This is a genomic window from Mobiluncus mulieris ATCC 35243 (assembly GCF_000160615.1).
Taxonomy (GTDB): Bacteria; Actinomycetota; Actinomycetes; order Actinomycetales; family Actinomycetaceae; genus Mobiluncus; species Mobiluncus mulieris.
This window is the reverse complement of the sequence record NZ_GG668518.1, coordinates 874010-893178: the sequence shown is the minus strand read 5'-3', so window position 1 is coordinate 893178 and position 19169 is coordinate 874010. Positions and strand designations below refer to the sequence as shown.

Here is a 19169-nt window from a genome sequence, read left to right as displayed (position 1 = left end):
AGCAAAAGAGCGAAATCGCGAAACCTGAACAAAACCGAGTTGGCGCAACTGCAAAAAATCGGCGACCTGACAGTCCGAAGAGCCAAAAAGTGGGTGGAGGAATCCAAGAAATGTTTGATTGGTGAATCCCAGGCGGCGGTGGCTAATTATCCCCCGAGTGGTTTGCCGCGTCGAATTTCGCGCTTCAAATCCACGATTTCGTCGCGCAACCTGGCGGCCAACTCGAAACGCATTTCACTGGCGGCCTGGTGCATCTGTGTCGAAAGTTCGCGCAGTAAAGCCTCCAAATCCACGATTTCTTCGCCTTTAGCCCCGACCTTGGCGGTTCCTCGAGTGGGGTCTCCCCCGTTAGCACGGACAGTGCCGGTGTGGTCAGCACCAGCGTTTCTAATGGTGGCTTGCTCTCGGGCACCCGCGATGACTTCCAGGGCGGCACGGGCCGCCGCCGCATCGCGCGCGGCGGTTCGAGCCGCCACGGACGGCTTCTTGTCGGGTTGGCGGTATCCCGTGGCCAGGAGCTGTTCGGTGTCGATGTCTTCGCGCGCCAGCATATCGGTAACATCCGAGATTTTTTTCTGTAAGGGTTTGGGGTCGATGCCGTGTTCCTGGTTGAACGCGAGCTGTTTGGCACGACGTCGTTCGGTTTCGTCAATCGCGGCGCGCATGGAATCGGACACCGCATCGGCATACATATGGACTTCGCCGTGAACATTACGCGCGGCTCGCCCAATAGTCTGAATCAATGATTTGGTGGAACGTAAAAATCCCTGTTTGTCGGCATCCAGGATGGCAACTAATGAAACCTCTGGTAAATCCAAGCCCTCACGCAACAAGTTAATCCCCACCAACACGTCAAAAGTGCCTTTACGCAACTCGCGCAACAACTCGACGCGGCGCAGCGTGTCCACGTCCGAATGCAGATACTCGACCTTGATGCCACGCTCGGCCAGGTATTGGCTCAAGTCCTCGGCCATGCGTTTCGTCAGGGTGGTGACCAACACACGCTCGTCGCGCTCGACCCGCACCCGGATTTCCTCCATTAAATCATCAATCTGTCCTTCCACAGGTTTGACCACAATTTTGGGGTCGACCAGCCCGGTGGGGCGAATAATCTGTTCCACGACCCCGTCGGATCGTCCCAACTCGTAATCTCCCGGGGTGGCGGACAGATACACGGTTTGCCCAATACGCGCCTGGAATTCGTCCCATTTCAGCGGTCGGTTGTCCAGGGCGGAGGGCAGGCGGAAACCGAAATCCACCAGGGTGCGTTTGCGTGACATATCGCCTTCGAACATGCCCCCAATCTGGGGTACCGTCACGTGGGATTCGTCAATTACCAGCAGGAAATCATCCGGAAAATAGTCAAGCAAGGTGTGCGGGGGCTCGCCCGGCTGGCGTCCGTCGATATGCAGGGAATAGTTCTCTATCCCCGCGCAAATCCCGATTTGGCGCATCATCTCCAGGTCATAGGTGGTGCGCATCCGCAAGCGCTGTTCTTCGAGCAATTTCCCCTGGTCATGGAACCACTTACAGCGCGATTCCATCTCGGCCTCGATTCCGGCCATCGCCCGCTCCATGCGCTCCGGGCCGGCCACGTAGTGAGAGGCGGGGAACACGTAAATCTCGTCTACCTCGTGCAAGACTTCGCCAGTAACCGGGTGCAAAACCGCCAGGGTGTCAATCTCGTCCCCAAAGAACTCGACTCGCACCCCTAGTTCCTCGTACATGGGGATAATGTCGATGGTGTCGCCGCGAACTCGGAAATTGCCCCTCGTGAAGTCCACGTCATTACGGTTGTACTGCATTCCCACGAAACGTCGAATCAAATCGTCACGCCCAATCTCCATTCCGCGCGACAGGTGTATCCCCCGTGACACGTATTCTTCGGGGGTGCCCAAGCCGTAGATGCAGCTGACGGAACTGACCACCACCACATCGCGCCGGGTTAACAGCGAGTTCGTGGCGGAGTGGCGCAGGCGTTCGACCTCGTCGTTTATCGAGGAATCCTTTTCGATATAGGTGTCGGTTTGGGGCACATAGGCCTCGGGCTGGTAGTAGTCGTAATACGACACGAAGTATTCCACGGCGTTATTGGGCAGTAGCTCGCGGAATTCGGCGGTAAGTTGCGCCGCCAGGGTCTTATTCGGTTCCAGCACCAGGGTGGGGCGTTGTATGGACTCGATGAGCCAGGCGGTGGTGGCGGTTTTCCCGGTGCCGGTCGCGCCCAGCAGCACGACATCTTGCTCCCCCGCGTTGATACGTTCGGCCAGTTCCGCAATGGCCTGGGGTTGGTCGCCGGCGGGTTGATAGTTGCTGATGACCTGGAAGGGGATCGGGTTTTCCACCAGGTCGCGGGGCAGGGGTTTCGCGTCACTCACGTTTTAATCATATCTCCCAAACCGCGAAAAGTCAGTTAAGGTTGACCGAACACTCAAATATGAGCAAGTCAAGTCATTCTTTCAGAAAAAGAGTAGCATAGGTTTGACATTTTCTTAATAATTCGTGGTGTGTACCATCGGCGATAATTTTGCCCTCATCGACTACAAATATTTTTGCAGCAATCTTGATAGTATCTACACTATGCGAGACTAGTATAATGGTTTGATTGCGACAATCATTGCTTATGTGTTGAAATAAATTCTTTTCGGTAATAGTATCAGTAGAAGATGTAGGTTCGTCAAGTACAAGCAAAAAAGGTTCGTATCCCAAAGTCTTCAAATATTGATGAAAAGATCCCTGCATGTAACGTGAGCTAAACTCCAACGTAACAGGCCGTAGATGTGAATCAGCTAGACTGCTACCATGGCCTTTTGCAAATGTGACAGACACTGCTACAGCAGCAATCCAAAGGAACGCTCCAGCCTGTCGATACACAAGACCGTTTGTAATTGCGCCAGCATTGTAAACCGCAGCTACGTTAGCGAATGCGACAAAGACGTTGGGCTGCTCACCATCATCCTTGAAGCAATCACCTTCATCACTATTACATAGTAATATATAATCTAACATCATTAGCCGTGTTCCACGAGGAGCGGATTCTAGCCTTGCAAGAATATCTTTGATATCAGAATTACCTGATTGCCACAGTCGACTTTCATAGCGTATAAGACTAGCTTTGGGGGATGATTCAAAAGCATCTTGAGCTTTCACATCATTCAATAGAGACTCTCGAAAAGAAGACAAGGACTGGAGAAATCTACTCTTATTCTCCACATCTATTGTAACAATATCTTACCAATATTCTTGCGTGTACTTGGTATGTTTTGTCATTTTTATTCCTCACTTTAATATATCAGAATCTGTTTTTTCTGTACTTTGCACTTGTTTAGTACCCTTAAAATAATCAATCCAAAAAAGAACAATAAATACTATTTGCGTTACTAACACAAGAAGTAAAAAAAAACTTTTAAGGGCTGAATGATTTATACAAAAGACAGGCACCCATAGAAACATTGAATAACCTAACAATATGGTTGATCTGGCTGTTTTGCGTTGCATTATGTACCAATTATTCTCTGATTTCATAGTGAACTCAGTTCTTGTTCCTAGCAATCCGTTTGGTCGAAGGCGCCCTGCTTTCATCGCATTTCCGCAGTAAACAATCAATACTCCGAACGCAATCGCGAGCAAGGAAACAATGCAAATTACTATTTTTTCAACCATACCGCTTCTCCATCGAATTTTTCGCAATTTATCACAAGTTCATTTGTGTGTCAACTAGACAACATGCTTCATCCAATTTGAGCGCGGAAGCAGTGCGGTGAAGTACCCTAGGATGGATATCCTCCGTGCGCAACGTCGTATCAGGCCACTTCAAATACATCATATCACACGTTACATGCTTATCATAGATGTCCACAGCCACCTGGCCGCGCCCGAGAGGTCAGCTTTGCTGCCGGTGTTTTCGACCCACACATGGGCGATGGCGGCGCGGTCTTCACGGGTGGCTTGGGCGGCGATGCGTTCGCGGGCTGAGGTTTCGTTCATGGCGCGCCCGGTGGCCAGTCGTTTGATTCGGGTTTCATGAGGGGCATCCACCATTATGACGACATCGAAACGTCCGGCATTCCCGGTTTCGGTAACAAGGGGGATTTCCGCTACCAGGATGGCCTCGGGTGGTAGGGTGGCGACCACCCGGTCGAAGTCCTGCCACAGCAGTGGGTGCAGAATCCCCTCCAGGCGAGCCTTGGCTCCCGGATCCGCGAAAATCAGTGCGGCCAAAGCGGCGCGATCCAGCGTGTCGGAATCCGTGTCAGTGCCTGTACCGTCACCCGGTTTAGCCTTCGTTTCGCTGGCTCTATCGATATCGGGGTGGCGCACAGTTACGGTGTCGAGGTCGCCACTCGGATGGCACCTCGTGAACACCCCAGAACCGAAAGCCTGGCGCAGCGCCGGCCGCGCCACCCCACCGGGCGCGGTGGCGCGGCGCAGCACCGCGTCGGCGTCGAACACCTCTGCCCCACAATCGCCAAGCGCTCGCACCAGTGTTGATTTGCCGCTGCCGATGCCGCCGCTGACGCAAATCTTCCAGGCACGGTCAATCGGGCGCGGCGGCCAGGGGCGCAGCAACCGCAGTTGCGGATGCTGCAGCACACCCGGTTCTGTTGGTTCGGTAATCTCTGCCGATGTGTACGGTGTTGGCGCTGGCTGTTTTTCCAGTTCCGACATAACTATTGTGGACGGAATCCTGGCCGCCTAGTCGTCAAAGGCTTTGAGCAGAATGTCGCTGATGGCCGGGTTAGCGCCGACGGTCATCAGTTGCAACGTCAGGGTTACCGAGTCTTCGAGCAGCATGGGAACTTTTTCCATGGCGGATTTATCGCTGGTCATGGTTTGGTGCATAATCGGTACAATCGCGGTGAAACCGTCCTGTAACAGGATTTCGTGTCCGATTCCCAGTTTCGCGGCAAAGGCGATAACCGGGATGTTGCGCGAGCGTCCCAGTTGGGCGACACTCCACGGGGTTTTCCCGCGTTGGGTTTGCCGGTCGAGCTGTCCTTCCCCGGTCAGCACTAAGTCGGCGCCGTCCAGGGCTTCATTCAAATGGGTGGCTTCGGCGACCACGTCGAAGCCTTTGCGGTTTTCCGCGCCCAACGCAAAAAAGGCGGCGGCCATCCCTCCGGCTGCCCCGGCACCTTCCTGGTCGACGATTTGGCGACCGGTGGTTTCTTCCAAGAGCCGTCCCCAGTTCTTTAGGCAGCGGTCTAGCTTGCCTAATTGGAGGGGTTTCGCGCCTTTTTGCGGCCCGAAAGCAGCCGAGGCTCCGGTCGGCCCGGTCAAGGGGTTGCGCACGTCGTTGGCGGCTATCAGTTTCACGTTTTGGAGTCGCGGATCCAAACCGGATAAGTCTAGTTTGGCGGCGTTGGGCAAGGCGGAGACTTTCGGGTCGAGGGATTCGCCGGATTCGTTGTACAGCCGCGCTCCCAGGTTGTACATCATGCCCCAGCCGCCGTCGTTGGTAGCCGATCCACCCAGGCCGACAATAATGGTTTCAGGCTGCAAGTCCAGCGCGGCTTTCAAAATCATTCCGACGCCTTCGGTGTTGGATTCCATGATGTTGCGTTCCAACATGCCGATGTACATGATGCCGGCGGCTTCGGCGGTGTCCATAACCACCATTTTTTGGCTGGGTATCCAGGTGAATTCGGCTTCGCGTTCACGTCCCAGGGCATCTACGGTTTTACAGGTTTTGACTTCCCCGCCGTAGGCCGCGAGCATGACTTCAGCGGTGCCTTCGCCGCCGTCCGAGACGGGCACGGTGACACATTCGGCGTCGGGGAAAATGGTTTCCACGCCGCGGTGCATGGCGGCGGCGGCATCTTGGGCGCTAAGCGCTCCTTTGAATGAATCTGGGGCGATGACTATCTTCACGTTTCGAGCCTTTCTGTTGGGGGTGGCTGTCGGCGGGGCGGTTTTTTGGGTTTGCGCCCAGCCGCCTTTTCAGGATAGAGCACATTGATGGAAAAATCCTGAAAAAGGGGCGGGAACTTGTGGTTCCCGCCCCGATTTGTGATTAGGTTTTATGCCGTGCCATGAGGTGCCATCCGAAATGGCGCCTCATGCCACCGGGCGACTTTACTTGTCTTCCGCAAGTTTGTCGCGCAAAGCGGCGAGGGCGGCGTCGTCGGCGAGGGTGCCTTCATGAGTCGCGTCTTCTTCCGTAGCGGAAGAGTAAGACGTGGATTCGGCTTCGCCTGCGGCGATGGCGGCTTCTTTATCGGCTTCCAGGTTCTTGGCGACCTGTTCCTTGTGGGCTTCGAAACGAGCCTGGGCTTGGGCGTAAGAGGACTCCCACGCGGCGCGCTGTTCCTCGTAGCCTTCCATCCATTCGTTGGTTTCAGGGTCGAAGCCTTCGGGGTACTTGTAGTTGCCTTCCGCGTCGTATTCGGCGGGCATACCGTACAACGAAGGATCGAAGTCGTCGGAGCTCACATCCACGCCTTCGTTAGCTTGCTTGAGCGACAGCGAAATGCGACGGCGCTCCAAGTCAATGTCGATAACTTTGACGAAGATTTCGTCACCAATCTTGGCGACCTGTTCGGGCACCTCGATGTGGCGGGTGGCCAGTTCAGAGACGTGCACCAGGCCTTCGATACCGTCCTCGACGCGGACGAATACCCCGAAGGGCACCAGTTTGGTGACCTTGCCGGGAACAATCTGGCCGATTTTGTGGGTGCGGGCGAAGGTCTGCCACGGATCCTCTTGGGTGGCTTTGAGGGACAGGGACACGCGTTCGCGGTCGAAGTCCACGTCCAAGACCTCGACGGTGACTTCCTGGCCGACCTGTACCACCTCGGAGGGGTGGTCGATGTGCTTCCAGGACAGTTCCGAGACGTGCACCAGGCCGTCGACCCCACCCAGGTCGACGAAAGCCCCAAAGTTGACGATAGAGGAAACCACGCCGGTGCGTACTTGACCCTTTTGCAGGGTTGACAGGAAGGTGGTGCGGACTTCGGACTGGGTTTGTTCCAGGAAAGCCCGGCGGGACAGCACCACATTGTTGCGGTTTTTGTCCAGTTCAATAATCTTGGTTTCTAGCTGGCGGCCAATATAGGGTGCCAGGTCGCGCACGCGACGCATTTCCACCAGTGAAGCCGGCAGGAAGCCGCGCAGCCCGATGTCTAGAATCAGGCCGCCTTTGACAACTTCGATAACGGTGCCGGTAACCACGCCGTCGGCTTCTTTGATTTTTTCGACGTCGCCCCAGGCGCGTTCGTACTGGGCGCGTTTCTTGGACAGCAGGAGGCGCCCCTCTTTGTCTTCTTTTTGCAGAACCAGCGCCTCGATTTCGTCACCAACTTTGACTTCCTCGTCCGGATCCACATCGTGTTTGATGGATAGTTCGCGGGAGAGGATGACACCTTCGGTTTTGTAGCCGATGTCGAGCAGTACTTCGTCGCGGTCAACCTTTACAACGGTGCCGGTAACTAAATCACCATCGTTGAAGTATTTGATGGTTTTGTCGATTTCTTTGAGCAAGTCCTCGGTGGAACCAATATCGTTTATCGCAACCTGAGGAACAGTAGTAGGAACAGTAGTAGTCATTGAGTTGGTGACTCCAATGGGTCAAATAGTAGGGATAAAATTCTTGGCACCCAGCACAGCTCGACCCCGGTGGAAACCGATTTTAAGCGACCAAGCACCAAGCAACCATAGTACGGTAACATTGGCGTTTTTACCAAATCGCTTTTGCTCCGTTTGGAGCGAGAGCTGCCTCTCTTTATGCGTGTTTCTGTCCCATAGCTGAATCTAAATTAGCCTTAGTTTTGCGGTTACCGCGCGCCCGGTTGCGCCGGGTTGGGGGGTTGCTGGCGGGTTCGCGGCGGCGGCGCCCGGAGCCGCGTCGCAGCCACCACAGCAGCAGCACCAGCATTATCCCGGCGGCGGCCATCGCGATTATCATCCACAGCGACCAGGTCAGCATGAATCCCGGCGTGAATTGGGCTTCGGTGGGGTCGTCCAGGGGGGCACGTTCACCGGTGACCAGCAAACGATGGGAGTTTATCCCGTAAGGGGTACAGGTAATGATGGTTACCAGGTCTTTACCGGCTTGGGCTCGCAGGGTTTCCACTTCGGAGGGCTCGACCACAATGGTCGAGTTGATGACGTATTTCATGCGCTGCCCCGCGACGTTGAGATAGAACGCGTCGCCAACTTGCAGTTGATCCAGATGGTCGAGCAGGGTGGCGGTGGTCAGGCCGGTGTGCCCGGTGAGTACAGCGTGGGTTCCCGGGCCACCTACCGGCAGCGAGGATCCATAGAGGTGTCCGATGCCGCGTTCCAGGGTTTGGGTTTCGGTGCCGTGGTATATCGGCAGGTTTACGTTGATTTTCGGGATTAGCAGCTGACCCATCTGGTCGAGGACATTCAGTTGTGCCAAATACGCCTGGTAGGGGTTGTTGTTTTGGGATACCCGTGCCAGCCACGGGTCGAGGATTGGGGCGCCGGGGGTGTTTTCGTTATAACGCCGCGCGGCGGCCAGGGATTCTTCGAGGGCTTCAATCCGTTGGGGTTCTTGGACTTGTTGGGCGTAATAGGTTGTAATCTGGTTTTGCCGATAGTTGTTCCATTGGGTGGCAAACACGGGGTACAGCAGCAGGGCTATCCCGGCCAAAGCCAGCAGCAGGGGAACGATTCGGGAGCTTTTTCGTTGTGCCTTGGGTCGGCTTTGGTGTTTAGGTGTGGCTGGCATCGTTTTCTCGCTTGGCGCGACGCCGTGCCCACGCCAGGATGGCCATACCTAGTGCCAGCAGTACCAGGGCGGCTCCCCCGATTTGGGTGGCGACGACCCCGGTGGCGGGCAGCCGCGCGATAATCTCGCCGTTGGGGGCTACCAGTATCATGTCGCCGTTGGGGGCGCGCATCCATACGCCGCCGACGGGGGGTTTTTCGCGTTTTTCCATCTTGAGGGCATCAGCAGGAATTTCGCCAGTGTTTCCTGTCTTTGGCATCGGGGTGGTATCTGTCCCGGGTGATGTTTTTTGAGTCTGGCTGTTGCTGGGACTGGGAGTGGGGGTAGGGCTCTTGGTGACTTGTTTCGAGGTGTCCTTGCTGTTGGCGCCGGTGTCCACATCCAAGGTGCCGCCGCCGGAGCTGGGCGGGGTGGTGGGTTTCGCTTGGGGTTTTGGTGTTATCACGAGGTGATAGTTCCATTCCCCCCGTTTTTTATCCGCTACCGGCAGGGTTACCAGGAAGGGGTGGAAGCTGGTGTTGGTTTCTTGCGGGCTGACCAGGTATAGTCCCACCGCCAGGTTTTCGAACTTGACTTTGCCGTCAGCGCCGGTGGTGGCGATAGTGGGTGCCGCGAGTCCTTTCTGAGTGGCTTGGGCTATGCTCAGGTTTTTGATGTCGTTCCATGAGGCGCTATCCGTCAAGGTGACACCCTTCACCTTTGCTACCTTAATTTTTACTCCCACAGAGTTGGGCGCTTTGACATCGTCATAGAGGTTGCCTTGATACAGCTGGACAGTCAGGGTTCCCGAGCCTGTGGGAGTATTTTTTTTCGTCAGAATTTCCGGGTCTCCATCCCCGGTGATGGGTCCGTGGGTGGAGCCAGCGGGAGCGATGGCGGGCAGCGTGTCGCTGGCTTCCGCCCCGAAGGGATTAGCCACAGTCACTAGCGCACAGGCAGCGATTACTGCCAGCCACCGTCCCCACTGTTTCATGTTTTGGCTCCTTAGGTTTGTGGCGGTTTATTCTTGATCTTGGCGGCGTTTACGCACCATGGTGGCGACCGCTGCAATCAGCAGTAAGGCTCCCCCCACCAGGAACGCAATCACGCCCGGTCCACCGGTCAATGGCAGCTTACTGAGGAAATCGCTGGCCTTGGTATTGGTTACAGTAATTTCCATGGGGTTAGCGGAAGTTGCAGTTTTAATCTGCGTCGCACCAAAATCAACCGCCGTGGCTGAGGAATTCAATGCGTAATTATCGGGAGCTTTAGTTTGTTTCACACAAAGCTTTGCATCAGTGAGAGGCCCTATTGGACCAATCTTGTCATCCGAAGTAGTTGCTCCAGTTTTCACCACATTTCCATTTCCAGACTCAATGTCTGTACCAGCAGTATTACATTTACCAACAGTAAATTCACCGCCTGTCAAAGCATCAGAACCGTCAACGTTCTTAATCTTGACATAGCCGAAAGTAACGTTGGGCTCGTCCTTATCGCCCTCGGTGGTTCCGGTGCCGCCGCCTTTACCATCTTTGAACTTGTAAGTATACGACGCGCCATTTTGCACAGCTCCGTCTGTGGCAATGTTTTTGACTTTACCTTTAACATTTACTTCAATCAAAGTATTTGCCGCAGCACTCTGAATTTTAGATAATCCCGAAGAAGAAGTAAATGTGATAACAGCATCCTTACCATTACTAGCCATAGAAACCGAATAGTCAGCTGCTTCTAGCTTTGTATCTCCAACTTTCATTGAATCTACGAGATTTGTGTCTACCTCGAAGCCCTTTTTAGGAGTATCGGTAATAGTGAATGACTCAAACTGATTTCCATCATGTTTAGGAACCGGAACTGTAATCTTGAAGGTCATCTGGGCACCCTCTTTGAGGAATGTCCCTTTTGGCGTGGTGTCCACCTTAGTGATTTTGCCTAACTCCGAGTTTTTTGGATAAACGTGGATATCATATATAAATCCAGTACCCTGCGGATTTGTCAGCGGCAAAATAACTATAGCAGGAATCGCTGTTTGGTGTCCAGCGGGGGCTGTGGTCTGTTCCAGCTTATACACACCCGGTAGTAACTGATCAAATTTACACGCCCCATTGCCTGTTGTAGTGCAGGTTTTTTCAGCAAAAGTGGAGTCCGTTGTAAAGCCGCTGGTAACAGTAACACTCTTGGCTTGTTTCATACCAGACAATGTCGATACATCGATGTTACTCTTGGTCAATTTGAATATTGACCCATTAAGAGGTTTTGCAGAGCTCAGAGTTTTCTCTGTGCCGTCACTTGTAACGCTCGAAATAGGTTCACCGGCAATGGAGTGGACAGTAATTGAACCTTTCTTGTTTGGGTTCACTACGGTGTCTGTGCTGGGGGCGGCGTGGCCGAGGGGTGCCCAGGTGAAGAGGCCTATCATGGCTAGGGCGAGGCTGAGACCCAGGGCAAGAACCCTGAGGCTGCGTATTTTTTGGTGTCCCATTTTATTTTCCTTACGCTAGTGTTTGTGTTTCCTTGCTATGTTTTTGGTGGTGGGGCTACAGGATTGGAGCTGGTCGTCCCCACAGGTAGTGGTCAGGCATTGTTTACATCGCGCCTCCGGTTTCGTATCATCAGCGCCACGGCTCCGGCCAGCATCGTGCCGGCTGCTCCGAGCAGCCACGGCATCCGTCCGCCGGTCAGTGGCAAATCCCCGAAGCGGATATCCGCTACATCTACATCCCACTTGGTGAACCCCGGTGCCGCATTGACGAGGCATTGCGGCTCTGGTGGAGCAGCAGTGCCGGATGTGGTTCCGGAACTCGGGGTGGTTGGGGTCGAAGGACTCGCGGGACTTGTCGAGGTACTGCCCGGTGTTGCTGGATTGGTGCCAGCGCCGGTGCCGGATGCGGGCGTTGTGGTGCCAGTACCAGCAGCGGTGGGGGTGTTTTCCAGCTGGCGTTGCTGCAAATCCACCAGTCCGCTGTGCTTGGTTTCGGGAGCCAATTCCACGAAGGTATCGGTATTGGTACAGGCATTATCTTTGGTAACCTTTACCTCGAACTTATAGCGTTGCCACAGCAGCTCGGTCTGGTTGCCTTTCCCGGTGTCGGTGGTACCCAACCAATATGTCCCCGGTGCCAAAGTAGCCTTGTACACCCCAGAATTGCTACCATCTTCGGTTATCGTCACAGGTCGCGAGGTATCGATAGCGCCATCTGCTTTTGAATAGAAAAGGTCGAATTTAGCGCCAGATACTGTTGTCCCAGTTGTCTGCCCCGCAGTGGGTTTATCCACCCGGCGTACATAGATTTCAGCTCCATTGCGATACACAATATGCCCAATACTTACGTCACTGGGAGGTGGCGTGGCTTCGTCAGGCTGCGCGGGACGGAAGCTAACCGTGAATCTCTTCTGTGCATCTACATTTACCACTGTGGCATTAGTAATGGCCTTGCTGGTAAAGTCAGGCTCGCCGACTGGCTGGCCTTGCTTATCAAAAGCCATCAGCTTCGTGGAATCCACCTGGTTGGTAACCAACTTGAGGTAGTCCATGTTTGCCGGGACTTGGGGCTGCGTCCCAGTCACTGTACAGCTAGTACCCTCGGGAACCACATTTTCACTGCATACTTTCATACCACTAGAGTCTGTGACGCAATTAGGTTCACCCAGGCGGACTGGCGAACCGGCAGCAACTTCAACAGTCTTTTCTTTTTTGTCGAAGTTGTGCCCCGGTAGATTCTTATAGTCACAAGTGTACTTGTAAGAGAACTTAGCTGAACCAATAACCTGGTCAGCGTAATTACCTACAGCATAGGTGCGCAGGGTATAGACCTGCTGTGGGGTGAAATACCAGGTGCTAAAGGTCAGCGTGGCCTGCAGCGGTTCCATATTAACCGGGGTACCGGACGAAGTCGTGCCACCGGGAGTGGTTCCTGGGTTGGTGCTACTGGTTGAACCATTTGGGGCAGTGCCTCCGGGCGCGGTGCTGGGATTTAACGTGCCGCTGTTTGCGGTGGTACCGCCGGCAGTTTCATTAGGATCAGCCGAGCCGGTGGACTCGGGAACGTATTTCTCAAACACCACCGGAATAATATTTAGCGCGGCCGGATTACGATCCGTAGATTTCTTTTCGTTGTTGAAACGTCCATCGAGTTTCATGTCATCAGCGACTCTACCGGTGGTGAGCAGATGCACATTAGGGTAGCTTGCAATAGGGTCGCTGTTGGTGTTTTGAAGCTGGAACTGGCAGCTGGAACTGGCCGGCACAAAGCGCGGTGCGTTGGCCACGCCCCCGGCGGTTTGCTTCGAGTCAGCCTCGAAAACCATGGTACCGGTGCCGATTGTTGTGGCACTAGTACTAGTGCTGCTTCCACCTAATACCAGGTCACCCATGTATTTCAGGGGCTTGGTGACATCGTTAGCGTCGCGCAGGTACTTGTCATCACATTCGTAGTGCAACTTGTAACTCGGGCTCGCCAAGTCCTGTGAACTCAGATTGTAATATCCAGGAATCCCGTTAGACAGCACATGCTGCGCACTCAAATTCACACCCTGGCGTTGAATCGTGTTGGTCAGGGTCAAATCGATAAATTCAGAACCTGTAGCTACCTGTGACGGTACTTTGAATCCGGCAATAAAGCTTTCATTTTCACCAAGGTGCAAATTCTTATCGCTATCGTATTCATCCAAATCCGCCAAACCGCTAGTAGCTGATTTGGTGGTAAATAATTCCTGTAGTTTCGCTTTGACTTCCTCAGGCTTATTTTGATTGGCAGTAAAAGTGTTGTCGGATTGATTCTGGCTACCCGCAGCATACTCAATCTTGGTGCTGACATAGCCGTCCCCAGTGTGAATATCTTCTTGAGCCATAATGCAACGATAGTTAACCGGAACCTGCTGGCTGGCTGTCATGGTTATAGGCCAGTCTTGATTATTACCCTTGTCTTTCTTGAACTGCAAAGGAACTTTAATTACCTGAGCGGCGTTGGCATCAGAAGCTACTAGATTGTCATTGATGTCTTTGAGTGCGGGGGGTCGGCAGTAAAGTCGGGTATTCACCGCCTGGTCTGACACTAACGCAGCTCCATTGCCCTCTAGCTGCATGTTCACCTTAACTTGAACCTTGTCAAACTTATAGTTATTCCACGGCACCATGGTGCCCGCAAAGTTTTCCGGCAGTGTCTCGGGAACAACTGGATGGTTAGAAAAGCCTTTCGTGTCTTTATTCTTGTCGTAATATTTGTTTTCCTGCGGTTTTTGATTTGTCGGAAGGACAACCTCCACCTTTTGGGTACTAGCTTCATTTACCGGGCGGCATTTGTCTGAGGCTGCCTCGCATTTGCTTTCTTTTTCACGGCTGCGATACCCGGGAGTGATTTCCCAGTAGTTATCCCACCGCGAGGACTTTTCCTCTCCGTCTGTTTCTTCCAAGGTACATACCGCCCCGGCTGGCAAGGCATCGATTGGATGCCATTCACCCTGCTGGAAACGGCCGATTTTGACAGTTCTTTCCGAGGCTAAATCGCTCAGGCGACGTCCAAGGTCACTCTTCAGATGTTTGGTGGCATCCCAAGGTGAGTTACCTTCCAAGGCAGCCGTGCCGGGGGTATTAATGTCGGCAGGGACGGGCAGCTGAATTTCCTGATTATTTAGTTTGCAAGAATACTTCACTGAGTACAATCGATCCCCAGCAATCATAGCCACGCCTTCGCCGCCGACTTTCTTCTTGAGGTTAAAAGAAGCTAACTGCACTCTGTAATCGCTTTGCAGGCTAGCAACAAATGGTTTCTCTCCAGATGACCAGGTTATCCTTACCGGCGCCACTTCGTCCGCTGCATGAGCTCGAGTCGGAGTCGAGACGCTAGAGTCGGTTTGTGACCATTGCCACGACTTAAAATCGGTGCCACGTATTTTTAGCGCTGCCGACGCTATTTCTGCACTGCACTCCCAGCCACGTGGCACATCCAGGTCTACTGTATGGTCACCACGAGGAATATCCACAGAATAGGAGGTCTTGGTATCGTTATCTAGTGCACAGCTAACCGTTCCAGGAACAGTTGCCGCACTCTGGTTATTTCCAGCAATCAAAGCCTGTGTCCAGGAATCTGGTACCTGAATCATCTTCTCGAAATCAGTCTCTGTGGCATCAGCACTAGTCCGGAACTGCGGGGTTGTAACCGAGAGTACCGCCTTGGTCATAGCCACAGCGAAAGTGTGATTCAGCACCAGCGAAGAACCTTGATTTTTAGCGGGCGACGTAAACTCAAAAGTCATTGAGGACTGGTTCTTGATAGGAGCTGATGGCGTGCCATCAATCTTAAGTACCGTTTCCCCATCTACCTGTGACGGCCACGATGCATTAAGTTTAAGTTGACACCTCTTATTAGCGGGCATAGCTGAGCCCGTGAGAGCTAGCGGGCTACTCATGTCAAGGTCAAGATTAGCAGACCAGATATCATTCGAAGATCCGTCGCAGCTTATAGCAGCATTAATTTTAATATTCTTCAGTCTGTCTATAAGTGTTTGGTAAGATGGCCACTGCTGCACTTTAGAAATAATGGACAGCTGCCCGGCTGGTGGTTGTGAGAATAATAGCTCAATATTTGCGGTTTTCCCTTTTTCTGGAACATCAACTTCCACCGTATCGGAGATAACCTGGACGCGATACGAACTTGTTACTGTTGAATTCGGCTTGGATCCAGGCCTCGCTACTGATACGTCAAAGTCGCTGGTATCAGCGCTAACTTGACACTTAGAGCCAGCAGCTACAAGTAGCCCGCTACTACCTTGATTGCCAGTGGAAGCAAAGTCGTGGCGAGTAACTCTGCCATCCAAATCAGTGCAGCTAACATTTATTTTTTTAGAATACTTATTGATTTCTGCCTGCACTGTACTGTCAGAAAGATTTCCTCCAAAAATGCTTGTAAAGTTGACAGTTAAGTTAGCTTTTTTGTAGCTAAAATTGTTTGTTACCTCTACCTTTTTAGGTTGATTAAGAATATCAGAGGTATCAAGGGACACAGTCCCCGGAGTCGCGACCTCGACATTGTCCAGATTAGGTTTAGTCTCTGTAAGAGAGCAAGCGGCTCCCACCGGAACGTTACTGACCATTGTAGGAGTTCCAGCAGTAACGTTAAATTTAGCTGTATTTTTACCGAGTTGCAGCGTCGCGTTTCCTTGCTTACAAATTAAATTCATTTCATAGGACTTGCCAATACCCTGACTTTGGGCTTTCCCACTCAGAATCTTGTTAACTTCTAGCTTCCCGTATTGACGCTTGAAATCTTGGGTGAGGTCAATCTTTTGTTCACCGTCAGAACGTACCCAGAAATAATTATTCCCACAATCTTGAACTTTTTTGTCTGTTGCGTTCCAGTGTTTGCTACAGACCGTGGAGGCGTAAGAATCGTCGCTCTTAAAACCGGGAATATTTAGTGGCCGGGAATCAACATTCATATCCGCTGCGGGAACATTGGTAGAGAACAGGCAGTGAGCCCCAACCGGCCAAGCGGGGTGGTGATTCTTGTCGTATCCTATTTCAACTTCAGTCCCGTATTCATCTACGCCCTTTGGTATCGGCACGGGTTTCCAACCAACCTCTACGTATCCAGGATAAGACCCCTGATTCTTTTCGGGCAGTTCCGGCGGTTTGGTGGGATCGGGCATAAACCGGCAGTTGTAGTAAACCGGGACGGTAAGCTGCTTTTTCTTAACACCAGTGAATGCGCTGACAAAGCCGGCGTCTTTTTCTTTATTCGTGATTTTCAAGCGGAGTTTAATCCCGGCTTTCTTGGACTCATAGTAAGTCTTAGAAACCAATTGCGATACCGGTTCACCTTTGTTGACTTTGTGGTAGAGAACCGTGGCAGTAGTTTGGCTAGATGCCGCTTGGCCATCCTCCGGGGTTTCTTTTGTCTGGGTTAGCTGGTAGTATCGTCCCTCTACCTTATTCTCCGAGGTAAACAGCTGCTTCGCCCGCTTTTTAACGTCTTCGCTGCCCTTAGTCTCTGTCTTGCGGTCATAGGGCAAATTGATGGTTTCAGTAACCACGCATTTGGTTCCTACCGGCAACTTACCGAGCGACACAGCTGGCAGCTCGGCGGAGACATTCAAGCCGTTAATGTCTCTGGTGCGTTTATCTTCAGCAATCTTACCTTTCCCTTTAATACCATCGCTATTAGCAACTTCCAGGCTTCGGTTTCGCGGGTCGGTACATTTCCATTGGAAGGTATAGGAAGCCCGGGTACCCTTAAATTCGGTGGGCTTAGTGCCTGGTATAGGCGCCCCGCCAATTACGAAACGAATCTGTTCGTTTTTGACCTCTACCTGTTTGACTATCTGAGTTTCTTGCAGGGGGCGGGAATACATGGCGCATTTAGCCAGCTGATATTTGGATCGTTGCGCATCCGTAAATTTGAAACCCACCGGGATGCCCTCAGCGTTATTCACATCCTCAGGGTGGAAGGACTCTGGTTTATGCGCCGCATTCCATCCCACACAGCGAGCATTGTGCAATTCACCCTGCGGTTGTCCATTTTCGTCATACTTATCCGCAAAAGGTGTGATTTGCTCGGTAGGATTGGGTTCCGCTAGTTCCACCGAAGCGACTCGGCCATCGGTAGAATCCAAGTCGAACATACCATCGCCCTCGGTTTTCTTCGAGACAGTAGAGCCACCAACTTTAGTGACCTTAAATGAGCGCCCGGCATTGGGTTTAATAAAGCGCAAATCCTGATCCACCTGGTCATTAATTACTGCCAGGCCGCTGGCCTTTTGCAGCCACTTCACCACAGTTTGACCGAACTTCCCATCACGGACATGGTTACAGTTCATGCTGTTAAAACCATTGTGGCTGTTATCATCACCGCCAAGTTTTATCGAATCCTGCCAGATTCTACCGAGCTGGGTTTTCCCCCCACAGTCCTGTTGTGGTTTTGGCTCCCCCTCGCAAATCACAGAGGGGCTGGGTATGTATAACCCCCCGATACCGTGCCAGTTATTACAGGCTTGCAATATGTCTCTGCCATCTATACGAGTCTTGTTGGCACTTCCACCAGGCCGGACGACCTGTTCATCTGGTTCCCAGTAAATCTGGCCGTTCCAATAAATATTGTTGCGTTTCTCGTAATAATCACTGAAACGTCCAACGTGACGGATTGTAATCCACTTATCTTTTAGTGCTGCCGGCACATTCAAATTTACGTAGTCTTCGACTTCATCACCTGGCAGTTTAGACTTACTCCACGTTACCCGCCCACCAAACATGTATCCGGCATACTTGATGGCACGTTCATTTACACCGCTATTGGTGTACATGTGCATAATTCGCAGATTGGCTCCGGCTTTTTGCAGCTCATGAGCTTTAAGGGCGGCGGCTATGACCCCATTACGATTGTAATTCCACTTGTTACCCTCGAAAACATCATTGAAATTCCCCTGGTCATTCAATGCTCCAGAGGCTTTCAAAAACTGGGCTTTCTCCGAGTCATTTTTCGCCGCTGCTATGGTAGCATCGCAACCACTATCCTTGACCCCACAACGGTTGGGGCTGCCCACAGTAAACAGAAACACGTCTGTATAGTGGTATATTTTCATATCGTTGATGACTTTTTGCAGCCCTTGTTCCTGGTTAGAGTAATCAAACTGGCCACCGTTCTTGCGATTCCCGTTACCGTCAGTGGCATCAAGAGAATCCAATTTCGCCATTACTTTGTCGAAGCCCTCTTTATTCTCTAAGGAAGTAGCCGGCAAATCGGGGGTGTTGCCCCAGGCCACATTTTGGTATTGGTCGGTGCGGCTAAAATTATCAAAAGTGTAGATGCCCACCTGTACCGGGGCACCTTTAAGATTGGAAATATACCTCTTAAGCTGTTGAGATTGGTCGAAGTTCCTTTCGCTTTTTTGATACCAACCTCTTGGTATTGACTTGCCACCCATGGTCTCCCAGGTGTAACGTGCATCGAAATCGAACAGCAAAGCGATGCGACCGCTTTTCATATTAGATAGGTGATTGAGGGAATTATCCCGGGGGAAGGATTGGGGCCAGGGGTCGTTATCGGTACCGATGGGGCCACTGTGGTCAGTGGCGGCGCGGTCGGTGGCATTAGCTTTCTCGGCAACTGGGAAGAAAGTAGCCGGCAAGGCGATAGCAAAACCCGCCAGCGCCACGCAGGGTGCCAGCACAAAAGCCGCCAGACGTTTCGTCAGCCAGGACTCCTTCACGGTTACCTCCCTTCACTGGGGCATCCTAAGGATGCCCCAAACATTGGCGCTTGCCACCAGTCTTTAAACTTCGGTAAGTTTTAGTGCCATTTTAAGGCAAAATAAGGCGAAAATGCCAGAAAACTGCCTCGAATTTCATGATAATGACTTTGGTTACTGTATCATCGCAGGTCATGTCGAAATCCCAAGGATAGAATTTAGCTATAATTTACCTAATTGTCTAGCTCTTTGACATGACACCGTTGCATCCACAACGCTTCTGCCCCACCATAATCCTCGCCAAAACCACAACACCCCC

10 protein-coding genes are annotated in these 19169 nt (G+C 52.4%); all 10 read right to left on the bottom strand.

Features of this window, described 5'->3' with window-relative positions:
- Positions 1-146 precede the first annotated feature (146 nt).
- The 10 genes from uvrB to HMPREF0577_RS03700 all read right to left on the bottom strand — a co-directional run bounded on the left by uvrB (position 147) and on the right by HMPREF0577_RS03700 (position 18871).
- Positions 147-2378, bottom strand: a complete 2232-nt coding sequence (uvrB, locus tag HMPREF0577_RS03745; protein ID WP_004012350.1) for an excinuclease ABC subunit UvrB — start codon at positions 2376-2378, stop codon at positions 147-149.
- 73 nt (positions 2379-2451) lie between these two features.
- Positions 2452-3159, bottom strand: a complete 708-nt coding sequence (locus tag HMPREF0577_RS03740) for a hypothetical protein (protein WP_146742425.1) — start codon at positions 3157-3159, stop codon at positions 2452-2454.
- A 120-nt stretch (positions 3160-3279) separates the two neighbouring features.
- Positions 3280-3663: an SdpI family protein gene (locus HMPREF0577_RS03735; RefSeq protein ID WP_004012348.1), complete on the bottom strand. Its 384-nt coding sequence runs from the start codon at positions 3661-3663 to the stop codon at positions 3280-3282.
- Between the two features lie 171 nt (positions 3664-3834).
- Positions 3835-4668: a dephospho-CoA kinase gene (locus HMPREF0577_RS03730; protein ID WP_004012347.1), complete on the bottom strand. Its 834-nt coding sequence runs from the start codon at positions 4666-4668 to the stop codon at positions 3835-3837.
- A gap of 27 nt (positions 4669-4695) precedes the next feature.
- The gene (locus HMPREF0577_RS03725; protein ID WP_004012346.1) at positions 4696-5871 is read right to left on the bottom strand and encodes a glycerate kinase; all 1176 of its coding nucleotides are present in this window, start codon (positions 5869-5871) and stop codon (positions 4696-4698) included.
- Between the two features lie 204 nt (positions 5872-6075).
- Positions 6076-7545 (bottom strand): 30S ribosomal protein S1, encoded by a 1470-nt coding sequence (gene rpsA, locus HMPREF0577_RS03720; protein WP_004012345.1) that lies wholly within the window; start codon positions 7543-7545, stop codon positions 6076-6078.
- Positions 7546-7720: 175 nt separating this feature from the next.
- Positions 7721-8692: a class C sortase gene (locus HMPREF0577_RS03715; RefSeq protein WP_004012344.1), complete on the bottom strand. Its 972-nt coding sequence runs from the start codon at positions 8690-8692 to the stop codon at positions 7721-7723.
- Complete coding sequence (locus HMPREF0577_RS03710) at positions 8676-9665, bottom strand: isopeptide-forming domain-containing protein (RefSeq protein ID WP_004012343.1); 990 nt, start codon at positions 9663-9665, stop codon at positions 8676-8678. Before HMPREF0577_RS03710 ends, HMPREF0577_RS03715 begins: the two co-directional genes overlap by 17 nt.
- A gap of 27 nt (positions 9666-9692) precedes the next feature.
- A complete protein-coding gene (locus HMPREF0577_RS03705) occupies positions 9693-11150 on the bottom strand; it encodes a SpaH/EbpB family LPXTG-anchored major pilin (protein ID WP_004012342.1) in 1458 nt (485 codons plus the stop codon).
- Positions 11151-11242: 92 nt separating this feature from the next.
- A complete protein-coding gene (locus HMPREF0577_RS03700) occupies positions 11243-18871 on the bottom strand; it encodes a DUF5979 domain-containing protein (RefSeq protein WP_004012341.1) in 7629 nt (2542 codons plus the stop codon).
- Positions 18872-19169: the final 298 nt, after the last annotated feature.

Coding starts and splice junctions, on each gene's coding strand:
- HMPREF0577_RS03710 (WP_004012343.1), bottom strand. CDS start 9,665: ATGAAACAGTGGGGACGGTGGCTGGCAGTAATCGCTGCCTGTGCGCTA.
- rpsA (WP_004012345.1), bottom strand. CDS start 7,545: ATGACTACTACTGTTCCTACTACTGTTCCTCAGGTTGCGATAAACGAT.
- HMPREF0577_RS03735 (WP_004012348.1), bottom strand. CDS start 3,663: ATGGTTGAAAAAATAGTAATTTGCATTGTTTCCTTGCTCGCGATTGCG.
- HMPREF0577_RS03730 (WP_004012347.1), bottom strand. CDS start 4,668: ATGTCGGAACTGGAAAAACAGCCAGCGCCAACACCGTACACATCGGCA.
- HMPREF0577_RS03705 (WP_004012342.1), bottom strand. CDS start 11,150: ATGGGACACCAAAAAATACGCAGCCTCAGGGTTCTTGCCCTGGGTCTC.
- HMPREF0577_RS03715 (WP_004012344.1), bottom strand. CDS start 8,692: ATGCCAGCCACACCTAAACACCAAAGCCGACCCAAGGCACAACGAAAA.